This window comes from Streptomyces sp. NPDC052299 (genome assembly GCF_040679335.1).
Classification (GTDB): Bacteria; Actinomycetota; Actinomycetes; order Streptomycetales; family Streptomycetaceae; genus Streptomyces.
Genome location: NZ_JBFAUP010000010.1, coordinates 38,186 through 60,182, shown reverse-complemented (window position 1 = coordinate 60,182; position 21,997 = coordinate 38,186). Strand labels below are relative to the sequence as shown.

General features: G+C 72.0%; 21 protein-coding genes. 10 read left to right on the top strand and 11 right to left on the bottom strand.

Annotation, left to right across the window (positions count from 1 at the left end; translation table 11 throughout):
* Positions 1-58 precede the first annotated feature (58 nt).
* Together AB0L33_RS18655 and AB0L33_RS18650 are read right to left on the bottom strand one after the other, a co-directional pair.
* Entirely contained in the window at positions 59-1,828 is a 1,770-nt protein-coding gene (locus AB0L33_RS18655; RefSeq protein ID WP_365682671.1) for a glycosyl hydrolase family 18 protein, read from the bottom strand.
* A gap of 247 nt (positions 1,829-2,075) precedes the next feature.
* Positions 2,076-4,496, bottom strand: coding sequence for an excinuclease ABC subunit UvrA (locus tag AB0L33_RS18650; protein WP_365682669.1), 2,421 nt, complete (start codon positions 4,494-4,496; stop codon positions 2,076-2,078).
* Between the two features lie 95 nt (positions 4,497-4,591).
* Between AB0L33_RS18650 and AB0L33_RS18645 the strand changes: the two genes are divergently transcribed.
* Positions 4,592-5,077, top strand: a complete 486-nt coding sequence (locus tag AB0L33_RS18645; RefSeq protein ID WP_365682667.1) for a hypothetical protein — start codon at positions 4,592-4,594, stop codon at positions 5,075-5,077.
* 36 nt (positions 5,078-5,113) lie between these two features.
* Here AB0L33_RS18645 and AB0L33_RS18640 read toward each other — a convergent pair whose 3' ends face one another.
* Positions 5,114-5,329: a dodecin gene (locus AB0L33_RS18640; RefSeq protein WP_143622752.1), complete on the bottom strand. Its 216-nt coding sequence runs from the start codon at positions 5,327-5,329 to the stop codon at positions 5,114-5,116.
* Between the two features lie 201 nt (positions 5,330-5,530).
* Between AB0L33_RS18640 and AB0L33_RS18635 the strand changes: the two genes are divergently transcribed.
* The gene (locus tag AB0L33_RS18635) at positions 5,531-6,787 is read left to right on the top strand and encodes an extracellular solute-binding protein (protein WP_365682665.1); all 1,257 of its coding nucleotides are present in this window, start codon (positions 5,531-5,533) and stop codon (positions 6,785-6,787) included.
* Between the two features lie 52 nt (positions 6,788-6,839).
* On the opposite strand, the gene egtD is transcribed toward AB0L33_RS18635, so the two are convergent.
* Genes egtD through egtA form a run of 4 tightly spaced genes read right to left on the bottom strand, consistent with a single transcriptional unit; the run spans position 6,840 to position 11,201 of the window.
* Positions 6,840-7,802 carry an L-histidine N(alpha)-methyltransferase gene (egtD, locus tag AB0L33_RS18630; protein ID WP_365682663.1) on the bottom strand — a complete coding sequence of 321 codons (963 nt, stop codon included), beginning with the start codon at positions 7,800-7,802 and terminating at the stop codon, positions 6,840-6,842.
* Positions 7,799-8,554 (bottom strand): ergothioneine biosynthesis protein EgtC, encoded by a 756-nt coding sequence (egtC, locus tag AB0L33_RS18625; RefSeq protein ID WP_365682661.1) that lies wholly within the window; start codon positions 8,552-8,554, stop codon positions 7,799-7,801. Before egtC ends, egtD begins: the two co-directional genes overlap by 4 nt.
* The gene (egtB, locus tag AB0L33_RS18620; RefSeq protein WP_365682659.1) at positions 8,554-9,888 is read right to left on the bottom strand and encodes an ergothioneine biosynthesis protein EgtB; all 1,335 of its coding nucleotides are present in this window, start codon (positions 9,886-9,888) and stop codon (positions 8,554-8,556) included. The genes egtC and egtB overlap by 1 nt, the downstream gene beginning before the upstream one ends.
* A complete protein-coding gene (gene egtA, locus AB0L33_RS18615; protein WP_365682657.1) occupies positions 9,885-11,201 on the bottom strand; it encodes an ergothioneine biosynthesis glutamate--cysteine ligase EgtA in 1,317 nt (438 codons plus the stop codon). Before egtA ends, egtB begins: the two co-directional genes overlap by 4 nt.
* 147 nt (positions 11,202-11,348) lie before the next feature.
* Here egtA and AB0L33_RS18610 point away from each other — a divergent pair, with 147 nt between their 5' ends.
* Positions 11,349-12,188 carry a TIGR02452 family protein gene (locus AB0L33_RS18610; RefSeq protein WP_365682655.1) on the top strand — a complete coding sequence of 280 codons (840 nt, stop codon included), beginning with the start codon at positions 11,349-11,351 and terminating at the stop codon, positions 12,186-12,188.
* A 34-nt stretch (positions 12,189-12,222) separates the two neighbouring features.
* Here the strand turns inward: AB0L33_RS18610 and AB0L33_RS18605 are convergent, their stop codons facing one another.
* Positions 12,223-12,687 (bottom strand): type II toxin-antitoxin system PemK/MazF family toxin, encoded by a 465-nt coding sequence (locus AB0L33_RS18605; RefSeq protein ID WP_365682653.1) that lies wholly within the window; start codon positions 12,685-12,687, stop codon positions 12,223-12,225.
* Between the two features lie 76 nt (positions 12,688-12,763).
* Between AB0L33_RS18605 and AB0L33_RS18600 the strand changes: the two genes are divergently transcribed.
* Both AB0L33_RS18600 and AB0L33_RS18595 read left to right on the top strand, forming a co-directional pair.
* Positions 12,764-13,786, top strand: coding sequence for a LacI family DNA-binding transcriptional regulator (locus tag AB0L33_RS18600; protein WP_365682651.1), 1,023 nt, complete (start codon positions 12,764-12,766; stop codon positions 13,784-13,786).
* A 51-nt stretch (positions 13,787-13,837) separates the two neighbouring features.
* The gene (locus AB0L33_RS18595; protein ID WP_365682649.1) at positions 13,838-14,167 is read left to right on the top strand and encodes a hypothetical protein; all 330 of its coding nucleotides are present in this window, start codon (positions 13,838-13,840) and stop codon (positions 14,165-14,167) included.
* A 27-nt stretch (positions 14,168-14,194) separates the two neighbouring features.
* On the opposite strand, the gene trxA is transcribed toward AB0L33_RS18595, so the two are convergent.
* The gene (trxA, locus tag AB0L33_RS18590; RefSeq protein ID WP_365682647.1) at positions 14,195-14,581 is read right to left on the bottom strand and encodes a thioredoxin; all 387 of its coding nucleotides are present in this window, start codon (positions 14,579-14,581) and stop codon (positions 14,195-14,197) included.
* A gap of 119 nt (positions 14,582-14,700) precedes the next feature.
* Between trxA and AB0L33_RS18585 the strand changes: the two genes are divergently transcribed.
* Entirely contained in the window at positions 14,701-16,137 is a 1,437-nt protein-coding gene (locus tag AB0L33_RS18585) for an NAD(P)/FAD-dependent oxidoreductase (protein WP_365682645.1), read from the top strand.
* An 80-nt stretch (positions 16,138-16,217) separates the two neighbouring features.
* Here AB0L33_RS18585 and AB0L33_RS18580 read toward each other — a convergent pair whose 3' ends face one another.
* Positions 16,218-16,784, bottom strand: coding sequence for a histidine phosphatase family protein (locus tag AB0L33_RS18580; protein ID WP_365683047.1), 567 nt, complete (start codon positions 16,782-16,784; stop codon positions 16,218-16,220).
* A 276-nt stretch (positions 16,785-17,060) separates the two neighbouring features.
* Between AB0L33_RS18580 and AB0L33_RS18575 the strand changes: the two genes are divergently transcribed.
* The gene (locus tag AB0L33_RS18575) at positions 17,061-17,276 is read left to right on the top strand and encodes a CbtB-domain containing protein (protein ID WP_365682643.1); all 216 of its coding nucleotides are present in this window, start codon (positions 17,061-17,063) and stop codon (positions 17,274-17,276) included.
* Between the two features lie 28 nt (positions 17,277-17,304).
* Entirely contained in the window at positions 17,305-18,075 is a 771-nt protein-coding gene (locus AB0L33_RS18570; protein ID WP_365682641.1) for a CbtA family protein, read from the top strand.
* A 130-nt stretch (positions 18,076-18,205) separates the two neighbouring features.
* On the opposite strand, the gene AB0L33_RS18565 is transcribed toward AB0L33_RS18570, so the two are convergent.
* Entirely contained in the window at positions 18,206-18,553 is a 348-nt protein-coding gene (locus AB0L33_RS18565) for a tetratricopeptide repeat protein (protein WP_365682639.1), read from the bottom strand.
* Positions 18,554-18,752: 199 nt separating this feature from the next.
* Between AB0L33_RS18565 and AB0L33_RS18560 the strand changes: the two genes are divergently transcribed.
* Together AB0L33_RS18560 and AB0L33_RS18555 are read left to right on the top strand one after the other, a co-directional pair.
* Positions 18,753-19,640: a pirin family protein gene (locus AB0L33_RS18560; protein ID WP_365683045.1), complete on the top strand. Its 888-nt coding sequence runs from the start codon at positions 18,753-18,755 to the stop codon at positions 19,638-19,640.
* 620 nt (positions 19,641-20,260) lie between these two features.
* Positions 20,261-21,196 (top strand): hypothetical protein, encoded by a 936-nt coding sequence (locus AB0L33_RS18555; RefSeq protein ID WP_365682637.1) that lies wholly within the window; start codon positions 20,261-20,263, stop codon positions 21,194-21,196.
* Positions 21,197-21,997 lie beyond the last annotated feature (801 nt).

The following is a 21,997-nucleotide window of genomic DNA, read 5'->3' as shown; positions in this document are numbered from 1 at the left end:
CCCGAGGGCCCCGGAGGCCGCCCGCCTCCGGGGCCCGAAGGCCGTTACGCGTACCGGGTCAGGACTTGGTGACCGAGAGGTCGTCCCCGTACACCGTGCCCTGGCCGTACCAGCCGTGCAGGTAGACCGTGACCGAGCCGCTGGAACCTGTGGTGAAGGTCGTCGACTGCTTGGTGTAGCCGTTGAAGAGGCCCCAGGTGCTGGCCGTCGCGTCGCCCCGGACGCCGAGGTAGGCGTAGTTCCCCTGCACGTAACCCGCCAGGGTGTACTTGGTGTTGGGGGAGAGGGTGAGCGTCTGCGCGCACTCGCCGGTCTGCGACGAGGTGGCCGCGACGGACAGCGCGTGCGTGCCGCCGTGCACCGGTGAGGAGACGACCGCGCCGCCGGACTGGCAGGTCCAGGGGCCGAGCGCGCCGGTCTCGAAGTCACCGTTCACCAGGGACCCCGTCCCGCCACCCGGGCCGGGCACCGTCAGGGTGAACGGGGCCGAGTGGCTGAGGGTGCCGGAGGTGCCGGTTACGGTGACGGTGTACGTGCCGGGGGCGGCCGACGCAGAGGCGCTGAGCGTCAGCGTGGCGGAGCCGCCCGCCGTCACCGAGGTCGGGCTGAGCGCGGCGGTCACCCCGGCCGGGGCCCCGCCGACGGTCAGCGCGACCGTCTTGGCGGCGCCCGAGGTCACCGCGGTCTTCACGGTGGCGGTGGTGGACTTGCCCGGCTCGACGGTGGCCGACGAGGGGGTGACGGCCACCGAGTAGTCGTCGGTCACCGGGCCGCTGCCGCCGCTCGTGAACGGGGCGAAGGTGTGCGTGAAGTACCAGGTGTCCTGCGCGATGCCGGAGCAGGTGTCGCTCCCTCCGGTGCCCGGGCAGCCGCCGTTGTCGCGCTGGAGCGCCCAGAACGACAGGGTGCTGACGCCCTTGGAGACGGCCCAGTCGTACACCACGGGGGCGTTGGCCGTGGTGAAGGTCTCGGCCGGTCCGTAGTCGTCGATGCCGGGCATCTCGATGATGCCGGTCATGCCCCACAGCTGGGCGTCGGTCTTCGAGGGGTACAGCGAGGCCAGCTGGCCCTTCAGCCCGGTGATGGACGTCTGGGTGTCCTTGGCCATGTCGTGCGTGGCGCCGTCGTAGTAGTCGAACGTCATGAGGTTGACGACGTCGACCTTGGTGCCGTTCGACACCGCGTTCTCCAGCACCGCGAGCCCGGACTCGGCGAGCCCGTGCGTGGTGGTGGGCAGGGTGTACGAGATCTGGAGCGGGCGCCCGTTGGCGGCGGCCCAGTCCTGGACCTTCTTGAGCGCCTTGTTGCGGCGGTCGATCCCGGCGCTGTTGTCGAGGGAGTTGTCCTCGATGTCCATGTCGAGGCGCGACACGTCGTAGGTCGTGATGACCTTCTCGTACGCGGCGGCGATCGAGTCCACACTGGTGCAGCTGTCGGCGATCTCGGTGCCGGTGTTGTCCGCGGTGTAGCCGCCGAACGACGGGATGACGTCACCGCCGCGCGACCGCATGGTGGTGAAGTCGGCGCCGAACTCGGACTGGGCGATCGGCATGCTCGAATCGCCGTTCCAGTACGGGGTGCAGGAGCCCTTGGTGGCGGTCTGGATGAAGGCCATCGTCAGGTACTTCGCACCGGACGCCTGGGCGAGCGCGGCCGGGCTGTCGCCGTTCCACGCCTCGAAGTACGGGGCGAAGACGTGCGCGGGCATGGGGGTGGCGGCGGTGGTGGCGGCCTGGGCGCCGGCGCCTGATCCGAGGACCAGACCTGCGGACGCGACGGCGGTGGCCAAGGCGCTCAGGACGGCGCCGACTGTTCTTGGACGTCTCATGGGGCAGCTCCCAGCGGGGTGGGACAACGGGCGGATGCACGGCTCGGCCGCGCCCGGGGAGGGGCGCGGCCCGTTCCTGTGATTCCCGGCCGGGGGTCACATGCCGCACGGCGGTGTACGACCGTGTGGCATGCCCATGATTGGTATGGACCAGATAACTGTCAACATTCTTTACTGTTTCATTTCCCTTCCCCGTGATGACCGCCAACCCGCAGCACGACCCGGGGAGTTGAGACGGGCCGGTCGCTCAGGCAAGCCCCAGGGCCGCCCGCAGATACCCCGCCGTACGGCTCTCCGGCGCCCGCGCCACCTCCGCCGGCGGCCCCTCGGCCACGATCCGGCCACCCCGGTCACCGCCACCCGGACCGAGGTCGATCACCCAGTCCGCACCCGCGACCACGGCCATGTCGTGCTCCACGACCACCACCGTGGACCCGGCCTCCACCAGCCCGTGCAACTGCCGCATCAGCACCTCGACATCGGCCGGATGCAGCCCCGTCGTCGGCTCGTCCAGGAGGTACAGCGTGTGCCCCCGGCGCGTCCGCTGGAGCTCCGTCGCAAGCTTGATCCGCTGCGCCTCGCCACCCGACAGCTCCGTCGCGGGCTGCCCGAGCCGCAGATAGCCGAGCCCCACGTCCAGCAGCGTCCCCAGGCTGCGCGCGGCGGCCGGGGTCCCGGCGAAGAACCCCGCCGCCGCCTCCACCGTCAGGTCCAGCACCTGGGCGATGTCCAGCCCGCGCAGCGTGACCTCCAGCGTCTCCGGGTTGTACCGCGCGCCGTGGCAGTCCGGGCAGGGCGCGTAGGTGCTCGGCAGGAACAGCAGCTCCACCGAGACGAACCCCTCGCCCTGGCACGTCTCGCACCGCCCGCCGGCCACGTTGAACGAGAACCGGCCCGCCCGGTACCCCCGCTCCCGGGCCAGGGGAGTGGCCGCGAAGAGCTTGCGCACCACGTCGAAGAGACCGGTGTACGTGGCCAGGTTGGAACGGGGCGTACGCCCGATGGGTCGCTGGTCCACCTGCACCAGCCGGTCCACCGCGTCCAGCCCCTCGGCGCGGGCGTATCCGGCGGCCGGCTGCTCGTCGCCCCGGTCCTCCTCGGCGCCGCGCCGGTCCGCCAGAGCCCCCGCGAGGACCTGCCCCACCAGCGTCGACTTGCCCGAGCCGGAGACCCCGGTCACCGCGGTGAACACCCCCAGCGGGAACGCCGCGTCCACCCCGCGCACGTTGTGCCGCTCCACCCCGTACAGCCGCAGCCACCCCGAGGGTGCGCGGACGCCGCGCGGCGCGGGCGGCGCGTCCGGGAACAGGAAGCGCCGGGTGGCCGACTCCGTGACCCCGGCGAGCCCGGCGGGCGGCCCGCTGTGCAGCACCCGGCCACCGTGCTCACCGGCCAGCGGCCCCACATCCACCAGCCAGTCCGCCCGCCGCACCACGTCCATCTGGTGCTCCACCACGAAGACCGTGTTCCCGGCCTCCTTCAGCCGCCCCAGCACCGCGAGCAGCGCCTCGGTGTCCGCCGGATGCAGACCGGCGGACGGCTCGTCCAGGACGTACACCACACCGAAGAGCCCCGCGCGCAACTGGGTCGCCAGCCGCAGCCGCTGGAGCTCACCGGAGGAAAGCGTGGGAGCCGTGCGGTCCAGGCTCAGGTAGCCGAGGCCCAGTTCGGTGACGGTCCCGATGCGGGCCAGGAGGTCCGCCGTGAGCACCCGGGCGGTTTCGTCACCGCCCGCCGCCGCGAGCACACCGGCGAGCTCGGTGAGCGCCAGGCCCGCGAGCTCCGCGATGGTGTGCCCCGCGAACGTGACGGCCATCGCCTCCGGCCGCAGTCTGCTGCCCCCGCACACCGGGCAGGGTTCGCTGCTCAGGAAGCGTTCGGCCTTCGCCCGCAGGGTGGCGCTCTTCGAGTCCGCGAACGTGTGCATCACATAGCGCCGCGCGCTCATGTACGTGCCCTGGTAGGGCCGTTGGATGCGCCCCGCCTCGCGCACCGGATGGACGGTCACCACCGGCTGCTCGTCGGTGAACAGAATCCATTCCCGGTCGGCCGGGGCCAGCTCCCGCCAGGGCCGGTCCACGTCGTAGCCGAGGGCGTCCAGCACATCGCGCAGGTTCTTGCCCTGCCAGGCGCCCGGCCAGGCGGCGATCGCGCCCTCCCTGACCGACAGCTCCGGGTCCGGGACCAGCAGCTCCTCGCTGGTGCGGTGGACCCGGCCGAGGCCGTGGCAGCGCGGGCACGCCCCGACGGCGGTGTTCGGCGAGAACGCGTCCGAGTCCAGCCGCTCGGCCCCCTCCGGATAGTCCCCGGCCCGCGAGAACAGCATCCGCAGCGAGTTGGACAGCGTCGTCACCGTGCCCACGGACGACCGGGCGCCCGGCGCCGATCTGCGCTGCTCCAGCGAGACGGCCGGCGGCAGCCCGGTGACCTCCCCGACGGCGGGCGCGCCGACCTGGTGGATCAGCCGCCGGGCGTACGGGGCGACGGACTCGAAGTATCGGCGCTGGGCCTCCGCGTAGATCGTGCCGAAGGCCAGCGAGGACTTGCCGGACCCGGAGACGCCGGTGAAGACGGTGAGGGTGTCGCGGGGGATGTCGACGTCGGCGTTCCGCAGATTGTGCTCGCGGGCGCCTCGGACCCGTACGTACGGATCGTGGGGCGAGGTCATGGGGGAGAGGTCTCCGTGCTCGGTGCGGTCTGCCGGGGCCGGCCGGTGGTCGTGCCGGTTGGCCGGACGGGGCGGCCGCTTGGTTTGCTGGCCGCATGACAAACGACGTCCGGCCAGTGGCCGTGTTCGATCTCGACGGTACGCTCGCCGACACCGCGCACCGCCAGCACTTCCTGGAGGGCCGCCGGGACTGGGCCGCCTTCTTCGCCGCCGCCGTGGACGACCCGCCGCTGGACGAAGGCGTGCGGCTGGCGCTGAGCAGCGCCGAGGAGTGCGAGATCGTCTACCTCACCGGCCGGCCGGAGCGGTGCCGCAAGGACACCGTGGCCTGGCTCGCCCGCCAGGGGCTGCCCGAGGGGCGGCTGTACATGCGGCGCAACGACGACCGCAGGCCGGCCCGCCGGACCAAGCTGGAGATCCTGGAGCGGCTCGGCCGTGACCGCACCGTACGCATGCTCGTGGACGACGACGAACTCGTCTGCGACGCCGCCGAGCTGGCCGGATTCACCGTGGTGCGGGCCCGCTGGACGTCGGCCTCGCCGGCGCTGAAGGACGCGCAGGAGCGCGAGGGGCGCACCTGAACGGGCCGCGCACCCGTGGGGCGGCGGGCGGTCGCGTCACTTCGGGTCGTCGAGCCGGAAGCCCACTTTCAGGCCGACCTGGTAGTGCGCGATTCGGCCATCCTCGATCTGCCCGCGCACCTGGGTGATCTCGAACCAGTCGAGATTGTGCAACGTTTCCGAGGCTCTTGCGACGCCGTTTCGGATCGCCTCGTCCACGCCTTCCTGGGAGGTTCCTACGATTTCGGTGACGCGATACGTGTGATTTGACACGGTTTGTCTCCTCTCGTCCCTACCAAGGTGCCCTACCTCGGCCCGGTTCGCGAGGGAACGCGGACATCGCGCATGTCCGTGACGGAGCTTGACCAAAGTATTGGTCCATACCAAAATCCAGCCACGCCCGTGCGAGCGCAGCCCGCAGTCCCCCACACCGGGTCCGCAAATTTCGTCCTGCCGTTCCGCAGAAGGTGAATCGTGAAAAACCGCATGCTCGTCGGAGCTGTCGCCCTTATTTCCACTGCTGCGCTGGGTGGCTGCGGTGTGATCCCCGGGACCGGCGGCTCCGGCGGCGAGAAGGTAACGATCTGGCTGATGAAGGACAGCGTTACCGCCGACTTCCTGGACCGTTTCAAGAAGTCGTACGAGGACGAGCACTCCTCGGTCGATCTGGAGTTCAAGATCCAGGAATGGGGCGGCATCGGCCCCAAGGTCCTGGAGGCGCTGGCCGGCAAGGACACGCCCGACGTCATCGAGGTCGGCAACACCCAGGTCGCCCAGTACGCCGAGAGCGGCAACCTGCGCGACCTCACCCTCGAATCCATGCGTGACCTGGGCAGGGAGGACTGGCTGCCCGGTCTCGCCGAGCCGGGGAGCATCGGCGGCGTCCAGTACGGAATCCCGTGGTACGCGGCCAACCGCGTGGTGATCTACAACAAGGACATCTTCGAGGAAGCGGGCATCAAGAACCCCCCGAAGACGCGTGCGCAGTGGCTCGAGGACACCGGGAAACTGAACCGCGACGGAATCCAGGGCATGTATCTGCCGGGGCAGAACTGGTACGTGCTCGCCGGCTTCATCTGGGACGAGGGCGGGCAACTCGCCAGCGATGGGGAAGGCGACTGGGAGGGCACTCTCGACACGCCCGCCGCGCTCAGGGGCATGGAGTTCTATTCCAAGCTCCAGGCGCTGGGCGACGGACCCAAGGACGCCGACGAGGAAAAGCCCCCGCAGGCCAATGTGTTCGCCAAGGGGAATGTCGCACAGATCATCTCCACCCCCAGCACGGCGACCCTGATCGAGAAGAAGAACCCCGAACTCAAGGGCAAGCTCGGCTACTTCCCCATTCCCGGCAAGACCGCAAAGGCGCCCGGCTCGGTGTTCACCGGCGGCTCCGACCTGATCGTGCCGCAGAAGTCCGACCAGCGCGCCGCCGCCTACGAGGTCATCAAGGCGCTGGCCGGGGCCAAGTGGCAGGAGGACCTGGCCAAGACGATGAGCTACGTGCCCAACAAACCCTCCCTGGCCCATGTCATCGAGGGCGAGGAGAGCACCGCCGCGATGGCCGAGGGCGCGGCGCAGGGCCACGCCACGCCCAACTCCCCGCAGTGGGCGGCGGTCGAGGCCGACAACCCCATCAAGAGCTACATGACCGCGGTTCTCCAGGGCGGTGACCCGGCGACCGAGGCGAAGACCGCCTCCGAGAAGATCACCGCGGTGCTCGCCGGCAGCTGACGCCCGGCGCGGGTACGGGACCGGACACCGCCGGCCCCGTGCCCGTCCCCGGTCAGTTCACCGTCGACAGGGAGAGCGCGAACCGGTCCGCGGAGTCCGTCCACCAGTGGGCCAGCCGGAGACCGGCCGCGGCCAGCTCACCGCGCACCCCGTCCTCGCGGAACTTCGCCGACACCTCGGTGCGCAGCTCCTCACCCGCCTCGAACGGCACCACCAGATCCAGCTCCGGAATCTTCACCGTCAGCGACCTGCGGGCCCGCAGCCGCATCTCGATCCACTCCTCGCGCGGATTCCACCGCGCCACGTGCGCGAAATCCTCCGGCACGAAGTCCGCGCCCAGCTCCCGGTCGACGACCGACAGCACGTTGCGGTTGAACGCCGCCGTCACCCCCGCCGCGTCGTCGTACGCCGCGACCAGCACCTCCTCGTCCTTCACGAGATCCGTGCCGAGCAGCAGAGCGTCCCCGGGCACCAGCAGATCGCGTACCGACTTCAGGAACACCGACCGCTCGCCCGGCAGCAGATTGCCCAGGGTGCCGCCGAGGAACGCCACCAGCCGGGGCCCCGGCGTCTCCGGCAGCGAGAGCCCGGCCGTGAAGTCGGCGATCAGCGCGTGCACGGACAGCCCGGGCCGCTCCGTCAGCAGGGCCTCGGCCGCCCCGCGCAACGCGCTCTCGCTGACGTCGACCGGCACGTAACTGTGCAGGTCCGGCAGCGCGTCCAGCAGATGGCGGGTCTTCTCCGACGAGCCGGACCCCAGCTCCACCAGTGTGCGGGCGCCGGACGCGGCGGCGATCTCGCCCGCCCGGTCGATCAGGATCTCCCGCTCGGCGCGCGTCGGGTAGTACTCGGGGAGCCGGGTGATCTCCTCGAACAGTTCGCTGCCCCGGGCGTCGTAGAACCACTTGGGCGGCAGCGTCTTCGGGCGCCGCGACAGGCCGTGCAGCACATCGGCGCGCAGCGCCGCGTCCGTCGCGTCCTCGGGCAGGGTGCGGGTCAGCAGGAAGGGACTCAACGGCGGGGCTCCTTCAGCGGGGTCAGCAGGACGTCGCCGGCGGTCGCGGTCAGCAGGGTGCGGTCGGGCACCTCGGACCAGCGGGGATCGTCGTCGTACGGCTCCGAGGCGACGACCGTGTGGCGGCCGGGCTCGGTGAGATGCCACAGGGTGTCGCCCCAGGCGGTGGCCACGATGGTGCGGCCGTCGGTGAGCAGCAGGTTGAGCCGGGAGCCCGGCGCGGCCTCCGCCACCTCGGGCACGGTGTCGGCCACGGCCTGCGCGAGTGCGTCGCCGGTCGCGAGCCGGTGCCGCACCAGCGCCCACACCAGGGCGGAGTCGCAGCGCGCCGCGAGCCGCAGCAGCTCGGCCGGGGGCAGGGTCGCCGCCAAGGAGGCCATCGAGCCGGGCCAGCCCCGCACCGCGCCGTTGTGGCTGAACAGCACCCGGTCCGCGGCGAACGGCGCAGCGGCCGCCTCGCCGTCCGGATCGGCGCCGGTCGCGTCCCGGACCGCGGCGAGCAGGGCGTGGCTCCGGACCACCCGGACCAGATCGGCGAAGGTCTGATCGCCCCAGACGGGGCCCTGGCGGCGGTAACGCCCCGGCACGGGGTCGCCCTCCGCGTACCAGCCGACCCCGAAACCGTCGGCGTTGACCGTGCCGTGGCGTTGGCGGCGGGGCGCCCAGGACTGCCGTACCAAGGAGTGCGCCGGGCGCGACAGCAGCTCGCCCAGGGCGACCGGCGGCCCCAGGTAGGCGATGTGCCGGCACATCAGAGGTCCCTCGCGGTGCGGAACCCCGCGAAGATCTGCCGCCGGACCGGCAGGTCCCAGTTGCGGAACGTACCCCGGCAGGCCACCGCGTCCACCGCGAACGAGCCGCCCCGCAGCACCTTGTGCTCCGGGCCGAAGAACACCTCCGAGTACTCGCGGTACGGGAACGGCGCGAACCCCGGGTACGGCAGGAAATCGCTCGCCGTCCACTCCCACACGTCACCGATCAGCTGACCCGCCCCGCACGGCGCACGCCCGGCCGGGTACGCCCCGGCGGGCGCGGGCCGCAGATGGCGCTGGCCCAGATTGGCCCGCTCCGGCGTCGGGTCCTCGTCGCCCCACGGATAGCGGCGCGAGCGCCCGGAGACGGGATCGTGGCGCGCCGCCTTCTCCCACTCCGCCTCGGTCGGCAGCCTGCGGCCCGCCCAGCGCGCGTACGCGTCGGCCTCGTACCAGCTGACGTGCAGCACCGGCTCGTCGTCCGGCACCGGCTCGGTCACCCCGAAACGCCGCCGCAGCCACTGCCCGGCGTCCCGGTGCCAGAACAGCGGGGCGCGCAACTCGTGCTCCCGGACCATCGCCCAGCCCTCGGGCGCCCACCAGCGCCGCTCGCCGTAACCGCCGTCTTCGATGAACGCCCGGTAGGCGCCGCACGTCACCGGAGCCGTGTCGATGACGAACCCGGGGACGTCCCGCCGGTGCGCGGGGCGTTCGTTGTCCAGGGCCCACGGCTCGGCCGACGTGCCCATCGTGAAGGGGCCGCCGGGCACCAGGACCTCGGCGGGCAGCGCGGTGGCGTCGCCCGCCGGGCGCGGCGGCTCCGGGGCCGTCAGCGCGGCCGGCCCCGAACGCAGCTGATGCGTGATCAGCATCGTCTCGTCGTGCTGCTGCTCGTGTTGCGCGATCATCCCGAAGGCGAACCCCGACCTGACCAGCGCGGGCCCGTCACCGAGCGGGGTGGACTCCAGCACGTCCAGCGCCCTGCCGCGCACCTCGGAGGCGTACGAGCGGGCCTCATCGGGCGCCAGCAGCGGCAACGAGGGCCGGGTGGCGCGCGGATGCTCGAAGGCGTCGTACAGCCCGTCGATCTCCGGGCGCATCGCCTCCCGCCCCGCCACACCGCGCAGCAGCCACAGCTCCTCCTGGTTGCCGATGTGCGCCAGGTCCCAGACCAGCGGCGACATCAGCGGCGAGTGCTGGGCGGTCAGCTCGTGGTCGTCCACGCTGTCCGTCAGCAGCGCGGTGCGCCTGCGGGCGGTCAGCAGCGCGGCGAGCGCCCGCTCGCGCAGCGCCTCGGCGTCCCCGGTGTGCGGGGGCGCGGGGGATTCGGTCATGACAGGGTCCCCTTCGGATGGGCGGCGCGGCGCGCCCCGCCCGTGGTGAGCAGGTCCCGCAGGTCGTCGGCCGGGCATCTGCCCCGGGCGACATAGCGGTCGTGGAAGCCGGCGACCGCGTCCCGCACCGCGACGCCCGCGCCCAGCCGGGGCAGCGCCTCCAGGGCGAGCCGGAAGCAGACGTCCGCCGCCTGGCGCAGCTCGGGGTCGGTCAGGCCGTCGCGGGCGGCCGCGGTCCACAGCGGATTGCGTGGTGCGGAGCCCGCCCCGGCCGTCTCGGCGAGCGGCTTCACGGTCCGGTACACGGTCTCGGCGGCCTCCGGGTCGTCGAACAGGGCCGTCGTGACGGCGAGGGGCACGATCCAGCCGTCGTCACCGGACTGCGCGTCGATCATGCGCAGCTCCAGATGCCCGCGCGGCCGGGCCGGCGGGAACAGCGTGGTGAGGTGGTAGTCGAGGTCGCTCCGGTCCGGGGGCCGGGGCACCCCGGACCGGATCCAGTCGCGGAACGTGAGCCCGTCCGGCACCTGCCACGGCCCCTCGCCCCGTACGCACAGCACGGGCGTGTCCAGGACGTGCGCGGCCCAGGCGTCCCGGGGCGGCAGCAGCCCGTCGGGCGCCAGCGTCCGCTTCGGGTCGAGGTCGGCCCACAGCGCCTGGCGGGTGGACCGCCAGGGCGTCGGCGCGCCCGTCCGGAACGGCGAGTTGGCGAAGGCCGCCACCAGGACGGCGCCCAGCAGATGGGCGAGCTGCCAGCGCCGCGCGTAGCCGAGCGGGCCGGGCTCCTCCTCCCCGGCGTCCAGGCAGACCTGGACGGAGGCGGTGGTGCACATCATGGCGCGGCCGGCCGGGCCCCACCGGTCGAGGGCCTTCTCCATGGCCTCGTACCGGGGCTCGCGCAGGAGCCGGCGCGGTGCCTGCCAGGGATCGACGCCCAGACCGGCCGGAGCGAGGCCCAGCGCTCCGAGGGCATCGCGTACGGCGGTGAGATCGGCGGCGGTGTCCTCGACACACGCCATCAGGGAAGCGGCGGGCCGCGAGCTGAGTTCCAGCTGGCCGCCGGGTTCGAAGGTGAGCGCCGCGCTCAGCGGCAGCGCCCGGACGGCCGTCGCGGCCGCCTCCAGCAGGTGGGGCGGGACGGTGCGATGCGGGTGGTCACGGTCCTGCAGGAGCCATTCCAGCTCGACGCCCACCGTGCGCGGCGGCCCCGTCTTGAAGCAGATGCCGCGCAGTAAATCCTCCGCCTCGCCCTCACCGAGGGGCGGGGTCTGACCGGGTGGCGGACCGTGGCCGCCGGGTGTCTCGGATGACATGCCGGGCCTCCTTGTTCCGGTGCGTCCGTCCTACCCAAACCGCTGCCGAGGCATCGCACAAGAGTGCCTTCTTCGCCGGAAATTCGATTGCGTGTCCGGGAGAAGAACGCCGATCATGCCCCGTATGCACCATAAGGGGGAGGGCCCGTGAGCGCCCGGCTGCGCGGAATCGCGCGTGAAACGGAGGCCATCGTCCGGGCGGGTTCCTACCGCGCCGGAAACGGTCGCGACATCAGCATCGAGCAGGGTGTGGCGGCCGCCCTCGCGGGTACGCGGCTGTTCGGCCCCGAGCCGGTGCGGGTCGTGCCCGACCGGGACCGAACCCCGGTCATCGAGGTCACCGGCGAGAGCAGCCTCCAGGCGGCCGCCCGGATGACCCGCGAACGCCCCGGCGAGGTCGCCGTCCTGAACTACGCCTCCGCCCGCAACCCCGGCGGCGGCTTCCTCAACGGCGCCCAGGCGCAGGAAGAGGCCCTGTGCCGGGGCTCCGCGCTGTACGCCACGCTGCTGCGGGCGCCCGGCTTCTACGCCCACCACCGCGGCGAACGCGACGCGTTCTACACCGACCGGGTCATCCACTCGCCCGGGGTGCCGGTCTTCCGCGACGACCGCGGCCGGCTGCTCGACGCCCCGTACGCGGCCGGTTTCCTCACCTCGCCGGCCCCCAACGCCGGGGTCATCCGCACCCGGACCCCGCAGGAGGCGCACCGCATCCCGGCCGCGCTGGCCGCCCGGGCCGAACGGGTGCTGGAGGTCGCGGCGGTGTGCGGCTACCGCAGGCTCGTCCTGGGTGCCTGGGGCTGCGGCGTCTTCCGCAACGACCCGGCGGAGGTGGCGGGCGCCTTCCGCGCGCTGCTCACCGGGGAGGGGCGGTTCGCGGGCCACTTCGAGGAGGTCGTCTTCGGCATCCTCGGCCGCGACGAGAACGCGCCCACCCGGGTGGCGTTCGACCGGGTGTTCGCCGACCGGGGCTCACCCTCACCCTGAAGTCGAGGGTGAGGGCCGGGTGCGCCGTGCGCCCTCACGCCCAGCCGTAGCGCTCCCGCAGCCGCCCGACGACCAGGTCGAACCTGGCCCGGTCCAGGGCGCACGCCTCGCGCCGCATCCCGTCCTCGTGGACCCGCAGGACCCGGTCCAGATCCACCCAGGACGGACGCCCGGAGCTGTCCCAGGGGCCCGCGCCCAGCGACACCCACTCCCGGTCCATGTCGTGCTGCTTGCTGGACAGCTGCACGGCCAGCAGGGTGCCCCTGGCCTCCCGCGCCACGACCAGGACCGGCCGGTCCTTGCCGCGCCCGTCGTTCTCCTCGAACGGCACCCACGTCCAGACGATCTCCCCGGGGTCGGGCGCGCCGTCCCGGTCGGGCGCGTACGAGGTGCGGACCGGGCCCACCTCGCGCGGATCGGCCTCGGCGGTGGCCGCGGAACCGGTCCGGCCCGGGAACGCGGCCGGCTCGTCGTAACTGTCACGGTGCTGGATCGTCATCGGAACACCCTAGGCGGTCCGCCCGTACAGCCTGCGCGCCGGTGCTGCGCGGCGGTCTGGAAGACTGCGCGGAGCCATGAGTCAGTTACCCGATCAGCCCGCAGAAGGCCCCGTCCCGACCAGCGCCGACGTGGCGCGGCTCGCCGGTGTCTCCCGGGCCACCGTGTCCTACGTCCTCAACAACAACGCGCAGGTGCGGATCAGTGATGAGACCCGCCGCCGGGTACGGGAGGCCGCCGACGAACTCGGCTACGTCCCCCACGCCGCGGCCCGCACCCTGCGCGCCGGCCACTCGCGCATGGTGCTGCTGCCCACGGGCAACCTGCCGACCGGCCCGCTGCACCTGCGCTTCCTGCGCGACCTCGAGGCGGGGCTCCGGCGCCTCGACTACACGGTCGTCCAGTACGGCTCGCTCGGCCTCGGCGCCGACGACGCGGCCCGCGCCTGGGCGGAACTCCGCCCCGCCGCCGTCATCGTGCCCGGCTCCGTCCCCCTCGCCCCGCGCGGAACCGCCGTTCTCCGGCGCTCCGGGGCCAAGGCCGTCATCACCCTCGGCCCCCACCCGGTGGAGGGTGCCCACGCCCTGATCATGGATCAGCGGGAGGTCGGCGCCTGCGCGGTGCGCCATCTGCTGGAACGCGGCAGACGCCGCATCGGCGTCGTGATGCCGGAGGACCCCGCCACCGCGCTCTTCGCCGCCCCGCGCCTGGCCGGGGCCCGGGAGGCCGCGCTGAACGGCGGCGCCCGCGTCGAAGTGCTGCCGCTGCGCTACGAGGAGGACTCGGCCGCCGCCCTGGCCGCCCGCTGGCCCGGCCTCGGCCTGGACGCCGTGTTCGCGTACGACGACACCTACGCCATGCTGCTGATGCGGGCGCTCCAGGACGCCGGGATCGGGATACCCGCCGAGACCGCCGTGGTGGGCGCCGACGACTCCATGCTCGGGCGGCTGCTGCGCCCGAGGCTCAGCAGCGTACGGATGGAGCTGGCGACCGCCCAGCCGCTGGCCGACCTGGTGGACCGGCTCGTCCGGCACCCCCGGACCCCGCCGGAACGGCACGACCTGCTGCGCGCCCTCGCCGTACGACGGGAGTCCAGCTGAACGCGGCCCGACGACGTGCGGGGCGCACCACCCGTGCCTAGCGTCATGACCATGAGCCATCCGCAGAGCTACGAAATCCTCATCGTTCCCGAGTTCACCGACGACCGGGCCCCCGCGGCCGGAGAAGGCGCGACGGGGGCCAGTGTCAGGGGCGCGGCCGCCAAGGGCTCCGACGCCGGGGGGCCGGGCGCCGCCATCCGGTCGGCCGTGGTCACCGCCACGGGCGAGACGGGCGAGACGGGCTACCCCCGGTACGCGGGCGACGGCATGGTCGCCGACATCGACCCCAGGACCAAGGCCGTCGAGGGCCTGCTCGTGGACGGCTCGGAACTCCCGTACGGGCTCTCGGCCCGGGTCGCGGAGCGCGCCGCGGAGGCCTGAAGCCCGCTGGGCGGGGGAGGGGCGGTGCTACTGCTGCTGCCCCTCCGCCTTGCCCTTCTGCTCGGCCTCGACGGCCTTGCGGACCTCGTCCATGTCCAGCTTCCTGGCCTGGCCGATGACGTCCTCCAGGGCCGCCTCCGGCAGCGCGCCGGGCTGCGCGAAGACCGCCACGTTGTCCCGGACGATCATCAGCGTGGGGATCGACCGGATGTCGAAGGCCGCCGCCAGTTCCTGCTGCGCCTCCGTGTCGACCTTGGCGAAGACCAGGTCCGTGTGGCGCTCGGACGCCGCGTCGTACACCGGGGCGAACTGCCGGCACGGGCCGCACCAGGAAGCCCAGAAGTCGATCAGGACGAACTCGTTGTCGCTGACGACCTGGTCGAAGTTTTCCTTGGTGAGCTCTACGGTGCTCATGCGTTGCTACCTCTTCCTGTGCCCGTATGAGACGTGTCCGGGTCAACGGTGCCCGATCTCGTGCTATTCCGTGCCTGCCCATGTGGCCGACGCCCACACCCCCCGCCAGAATGGGGCGCATGACACATGCAGCGGAGCCTGTCGCGTACGACGTCGTGGTCATCGGAGCCGGTCCGGTGGGTGAGAACGTGGCCGACCGGGCGCGGGCCGCCGGGCTGACCACCGCCGTGGTCGAATCGGAACTGATTGGCGGCGAGTGCTCCTACTGGGCGTGCATGCCGAGCAAGGCGCTCCTGCGCCCCGTCGTCGCCCGCGCCGACGCCCGCCGTGTCCCCGGACTGAGCGGCGCCGTCCAGGGACCGCTGGACGCGGCCGCCGTCCTCGCCCACCGCGACGAGTACGCCTCGCACTGGAAGGACGACGGCCAGGCCGCCTGGCTCGACGGGATCGGGGCCGACGTCTTCCGCGGCCACGGCCGGCTGACCGGCCCCAAGCAGGTCACCGTCACCGCGCCGGACGGCACGGAACACCGGCTCACCGCCCGGCACGCCGTCGCCGTCTGCACGGGCAGCAGGGCCGTCGTACCCGGCCTCCCCGGCATCGCGGACGCCCGCCCCTGGACGAGCCGCGAGGCGACGAGCGCCAAGGAGGTGCCCGGCCGGCTCGTCGTGGTCGGCGGGGGAGTCGTCGGCGTCGAGATGGCCACCGTGTGGAACGCGCTCGGCGCGAAGGTCACCGTGCTGGTGCGCGGCAAGGGGCTGCTGCCCCGGATGGAGCCGTTCGCCGGCGAGCTGGTAGCCGAGGCGCTGACCGAGGCCGGAGCGGAGATCCGTGCGGGCGTCTCGGCCACCGCCGTGCGCCGCGCGGCCGGCGGAGGACCGGTCACCGTGGAACTCGACAACGGCGAGAGCGTGGAGGCCGACGAGGTCCTCTTCGCCACCGGACGCGCCCCGCGCACCGACGACCTGGGCCTGGAGACGGTCGGCCTGGAACCCGGCTCCTGGCTCACCGTGGACGACACCTGCCGGGTCGAGGGCACGGACTGGCTCTACGCGGCCGGTGACGTCAACCACCGCGCGCTCCTGACCCACCAGGGCAAGTACCAGGCACGCATCACCGGCGACGCGATCGGTGCCCGCGCGCAGGGCAAGCCGCTGGACACCGCCCGCTGGGGCGCCCACGCGGCGACCGCCGACCACGGGGCCGTCCCGCAGGTCGTCTTCACCGACCCGGAGGCCGCGTCGGTGGGCCTCTCCCTGGCCGAGGCGGAACAGGCCGGCCACCGCGTCCGCGCCGTCGACTACGACCTCGCCTCGGTGGCGGGGGCCGGGCTGTACGCGGACGGCTACCGGGGCCGTGCCCGCATGGTCGTGGACCTGGACCGCGAAGTCCTGCTGGGCGTCACCTTCGTCGGCCCCGGCATCGGCGAACTGCTCCACTCGGCGACGATGGCGGTCGTGGGCGAGATCCCCGTCGACCGGCTGTGGCACGTGGTGCCGTCGTACCCGACGATCAGCGAGGTGTGGCTGCGGCTGCTGGAGACGTACCGGGGGTAGGGCCCGCCTCGTCGCTGACCGCCCGGTCGCGGCGGGGGCCCCGGCGATCAATCCGGCTCAGGCCGCGCCCCGGCGTCCGCCTAGCGGCCGCCGGGCCCGTCGGCGAGCGGGCGCCCGGCACGGAGGTTCCAGCGCCCCGCGCGCCCGGTCAGCTCCGTCAGCGTGAGCGGGGCGACGTCGAGGCGCCAGAACGCCTGCGGCGGCAATGCCAGCGCGTGGACCACCGCCGCGCGGACCAGGGACGGTTCGGCGACGGCCAGCACCCGTCCGGCGCCGCTCAGCGAGTCGAGCCAGGACCCCGCCCTGGCGCACAGTCCGAGCAGTGACTCGCCGCCGTGCGGGGCGGCCGACGGGTCGGCCAGCCAGGCCGCGACCCCCTCCGGCTCCCGCGCGCTCACCTCGTCCAGCCGGGCACCCGCCCAGCGACCCAACTCCCAGTCCCGCAGGGCAGGTTCAACTGCCGAGCGCAGACCCAGCTCCTCCGCCGTCCGAGCGCAGCGCTCGGACGGCGCGTGCACCGTCCGGTCCGCGTCCGGAACGTGCGCCGCGGCCAGCCGGGCCGCCCGCGCGCCCGCCGCGTCGAGCGCGGCGTCACCGGCGAACCGGGCCTCGCGCAGCGCCCCGTTCATCGCCGGTGCGACCCACATCACCCGTATCGTCACTACCGCCCTCACCTCCCCGAACATCGGCCCCACGGCCAAGCACACCATGGCATCCGGGACCCGCGGACCGCTGAGACGCGGCATGGCGGTGCCCGGTGTCCAGGGGGTATGGTCGCGGCGACATGACGAGGGTGTGACGGAAGTCCGGTGAGAATCCGGCACGGTCGCGCCACTGTGTACCCGCGAACGCGGGAAGTCAGACCCGGCACCTTCGTCTCAGGCACCACGATCGGGACGCGTGTTCCCACAGGAGGTTCTGCCATGGCACAGAGCGCTGCCCCCACCACCGGCGCATCCGCCATCACCCCCATCTCCCTGAAGGCCATTGCCCCTTGGGCGGTCTTCTTCGGCATCCTCATGCTGGTCCTGCTCTACTTCGTCGGCGCCGAACAGGGCGCCACGGCCGTCATCTCGGGCGAAGGCGTCCACGAGTGGGTCCACGACGGCCGCCACCTCCTCGGCTTCCCCTGCCACTGACCGACCGGCCGATCCAGGGGAATCCCTCATGAACTCCATATCCGTCAGAGCCCTGCTGGTCCGAGGCATGCTGGCCGGACTGGTCGCGGGCGCCCTCGCGCTGCTCGTCGCCTATTTCCTCGGTGAGTCACGGGTCGACGCGGCCATCGCGCTCGAAGAGACGGCGCACCGCGCCCACGGCCACGACCACGGAGCCGCCGAGGAACTGGTCAGTCGCGGCGTGCAGTCCACCGCGGGCCTGGCCACCGGTGTGCTCGTCTTCGGCGTCGCGGCCGGCGGCATCGCCGCGCTCGTCTTCTGTTACGCGCTGGGCCGCATCGGCCGGTTCGGCCCGCGCGCCACGGCCGCGCTGATCGCGGGCGGGGCGCTGGTGAGCGTGTACATCGTGCCGTTCCTGAAGTACCCGGCGAACCCGCCGGCCGTCGGAAACCCCGACACCATCGGCCAACGCACCGCGCTGTTCTTCCTGATGGTCGCCCTGAGCGTGCTGCTCGCCGTCGCCGCGGTCATCGTCGGCAAGCGGCTGGCACCCCGCCTGGGCAACTGGAACGCCACGGTCACGGCTGCGGCCGGCTACGTAGTGCTCATCGCCCTCGCCTATGTGTTCCTGCCCTCGTTCAACGAGGTCGGCAAGGGCTTCCCGGCCACGCTGCTCTGGCAGTTCCGGCTGGCCACGCTCGCCGTGCAGGCCACGCTGTGGACCGCCTTCGGCCTGTTCTTCGGCCACCTCACCGAACGGCTGCTGGTGCCGAGGGCCGGCCTGCTCGCGGGCGGCCGGACGGCCACCGCCACGGGCTGACGCCCGCGCACGCGCCGCAATGCGGCGGAGCCCGCCGGGGATGACACCGGCGGGCTCCGCCCCTTCGCATGTACGCGGTCCACCCGGCCAGGGGCCGGGCCCCTGGAACACGGCGGGTACGCGTACCCGGTTACGCCTGCCCGAGGTCACCGGACAGCGCGGCGGCCAGCCGGAGCTGCGTGTCCGCCTCGGCCTGCCGGCCCTGGCGCTCCAGGGTCCGGCCGAGCATCAGGCGGGCGTAGTGCTCCACCGGGTCGCGCTCCAGCACGGCACGGAGTTCCGTCTCGGCCCGCCCGAGGCTCGCCGAGTGGTAGTAGGCGCGGGCCAGCAGCAGGCGGGGCGCGACCTGCTCCGGGACCTCAGCGACGAGACCGTTCAGGATGCGGGCCGCGGTCGTGTACTCCTTCGCGTCGAAGAAGAACCCCGCGCGCTCCCAGCGCTCGGCCGGGGTGCCGAACTCGTAGTAGGTGTCGCTCATGCCGTCTCCTCGGTCGGGCGGGTGTCCGATCCGCACAACACCCACAGGTGGTTTAACATTCCACTAATTGTCCGGCGTGGGCGTCACCCGCCCCCACCCGCAGCGGAATAGGTTGAGCGCCATGAGCAATCTCGATCGCCAGGCCGTCCCCAGCGTCTGCGGGGGCCGCGGGTTCGTCGTCGCGGAGCCCGTACGTGAGCTGCTGGCCCCGCGCAAGGTGCGGCTCGGTGAATCCACCGAGGTCCGCAGGCTGCTGCCCAACCTGGGCCGCCGGATGGTCGGCGCCTGGGCCTTCGTGGACCACTACGGCCCCGACGACATCGCAGACGAACCCGGCATGCAGGTCCCGCCGCACCCGCACATGGGCCTCCAGACCGTCAGCTGGCTGCACGAGGGCGAGGTCTTGCACCGCGACAGCCTCGGCAGCCTCCGGACGATCCGCCCGCGCGAACTGGGCCTGATGACCTCGGGCCGCGCGATCAGCCACTCCGAGGAGAGCCCCAAGCAGCACGCCGCGCTGCTCCACGGCGCCCAGCTCTGGGTGGCGCTCCCGGACGCGCACCGCTTCACCGAACCCCACTTCCAGCACCACAGCGACCTGCCCACGGTCACCGCTCCCGGCCTCACGGCCACGGTGATCCTGGGCGACCTCGACGGCGCCACCTCGCCCGGCACCGCGTACACCCCGATCGTGGGCGCCGACCTCTCCCTGACCCGGGGCGCCCAGGCGCGGCTCCCCCTGGACCCCGACTTCGAGTACGCCGTGCTCTCGATGTCCGGCGAGGCCGAGGTGGACGGCGTCCCGGTCCTCCCGGGCTCCATGCTCTACCTCGGCTGCGGCCGCACGGAGCTCCCGCTGCGCGCGGAGTCCGACGCGGGCCTGATGCTCCTGGGCGGCGAGCCGTTCGAGGAGGAGCTGATCATGTGGTGGAACTTCGTGGGCAGGACCCAGGACGATATCACGAAGGCCCGCGAGGACTGGATGAACGCTGATCGGTTCGGCACCGTACACGGCTACGACGGCCCGCGGATCCCTGCCCCGGTGCTGCCGGACGTGGCTTTGAAACCTCGTGGTCGCGTGCGCTGAGCTGCGACTCTTCGTTTGCACGGGGTGCGGCCTCCTTCTGGGAGGTGAGCCCTGTGGGGGCAGGCGCGCAAGCAGGGCGAGACCGCTCTGGACGGCGCTTGCTGCTGGGCGGGGCTACCTCATCTATGACAGCGTATTTCCGCGTGTGCCAGGACGGATGCTGACTCAATGCTGACCTTCCTGATGGGGCGTCAGTCGGTTACGTCCGATCGCCGGCCGGGATGCTAGCCCCGGGCGCTCCCCGGTGGGCGTGGCTGCGGCCCAGCAACGTCAGGCGCTTGCTCCTCGGGCTGCCATCGTCGCAACGGGCGCCGTGTTCGAGGGCTGGGCCACCGTTGTGACCATACGCATCGGCTAAGTCGTTGTTCCGCTCGTCAGCGCAGGTCTCAATAAGCTGCCGTATAAACTCGGATTCGAATGCTCCTACGTAAAGCCGTTGTGACCTGCCCAGGAGATGTTCTCCTTGCCTCTTCGGGCGCTGAAGACACTCAAGGACTGCAGCGTCTTGGCCGACCGGCTCGGGCAAGTGGGCTGGCCGCTCACCGAGTAGCTCTGTCAGTGCGGTTCTTCGATTTCCGAGATCGATTGCCCAGTACTACGGCGGCGGTTACCGTCCTGACATGGACGATTCGCTCTCATTCGGCAGTTTCTACAGGGGCGCGGTGAAGGCCGCCCACCGAGCCATGGAAGACCATGGGCGCCGAGAGTACGACGAGTTCGCCCTCCATGGTGGAGTCGCTGCCGAGCGGCTCGCCAAGGCCGTTTTGGTCTCAAAACACCCCACCTACCTTCTTGAGACTCGCAACGCCAGCTCGGACATGCTGCTGTACCTCGGTGGCCACTTGGAACTCGAAAGCAAGAAGGTCCGGACGGTGGGCGCGCTCGACGCCGTTAAGCGGGTTCGGCGCCTGGGCGTACTTGGGGCGGACCAGGACCTGGACCAGTTGATCGAGCTGCGAAACGGTACGGCCCACTCGACTGTGGGGGACGAGGCCAAGGCGCTGTTGCCATCCCTTGCTCAGAACATCGAGACGATGTTGCAGCACCTCGGAAAGCCGGTGGACGCCTTCTGGGGCCGCTGGGCCAGTGCCGTGAATGCAGCCGTCGACAGACAACGGAGCGACGTCGAGCGAGACGTCCAGCTACGCGTCCGACAGGCTCGGCATCTCTTCGAGGACCGGTTCAAGGGGTGGCCGGGAGCCACGCAGTCAAAGGCGAAGATCCTCGGAAGCGGACCCAGTTTCTCCTTCTACCTCGACACGACCGCTCCTGACGCGGACCCGGAGATCGTGACCGTATTTGGGACTGCGGGATGCCCAGGGTGCCGAGGTACAGCAACGGTGATGGTCGCGCCGGATCCGACTGCTAATGCTACGGATGCTGCTCTGGCACTCAGCTCTCTTCGCTGCTCCTGGTGCCAGCTTGAGCTGAATGGGCCAGAGGAGATAAGCGCGTCGGGCCTTGACGTCGAGGGGCTTCTAGAGGTTGCGACCTTTGCTCTTGATGCTCCCCTGAGCCCACTCTTCGAGGTGGACGACGACAAGCAAGTGGGGTGACCCCGTCTCTACCGAAGTCCTGGCGGACCCAGTCGGGGCTTCGGTACCTCTTGGCCCGCGCACACGCACCGTACCGCGTACCCGCGCAAGAAGGCTCCGTGATAAACGAGCTGAACATGGTGCTGCCGGAGAGCGTGCGACTGACGGACACGAGGAGGCCGTCCAGCGGCTGGCGGAATCCCTGGAGGAGCACGACGACGTCGAGGGTGCGACCGCGGCAGGCAGCAGACGAAGGCCGCCCCCACGTCCGGCGAATTCCCAGGCGAGCGAACCCGGTCGATGCACCGTTCGAGGTCGTGGCACCATGTACGGCATGACGACCAACCGAAAGGTCCATGCCGCGTAGACGGCCAGGACGCATCCGGGCCGAAGTCCCGGACCGGCAGCAGCCACAGCATTCAAGCCTGGCCATCGACCGCCTCTCCCCGCGAGCACTGTCTGAGATCGTCCGCCTTGAACGCACGCGGAACTACCTCCAGCCGGGAGACACCAGCGCGGCATTGCGCCTGTGGAGGGACTACGTCCACGGCCCCGAACGCGAGCTTTGGCACGACGACGAGTTCGGCAACGTGCACTGGTATTGCTGCGGCAACCCACTCGAAAGTCGTGCCCTAATCGACGGCGTGATCCAAGCAATGTCGCCTCGCAGAGCCCGCGAACTCCGCAAGATCATCGAAGAGCTTGACGCCTTCATGGGCCCGCCCGACCCAGCCACGGACCGCCGAAGATAAAGAACAAGCTAACCGCATCACCCCGATCGGGCCGGGCTGTTCTCGTCCTTCAGCACGCGTCAGCGTGAGG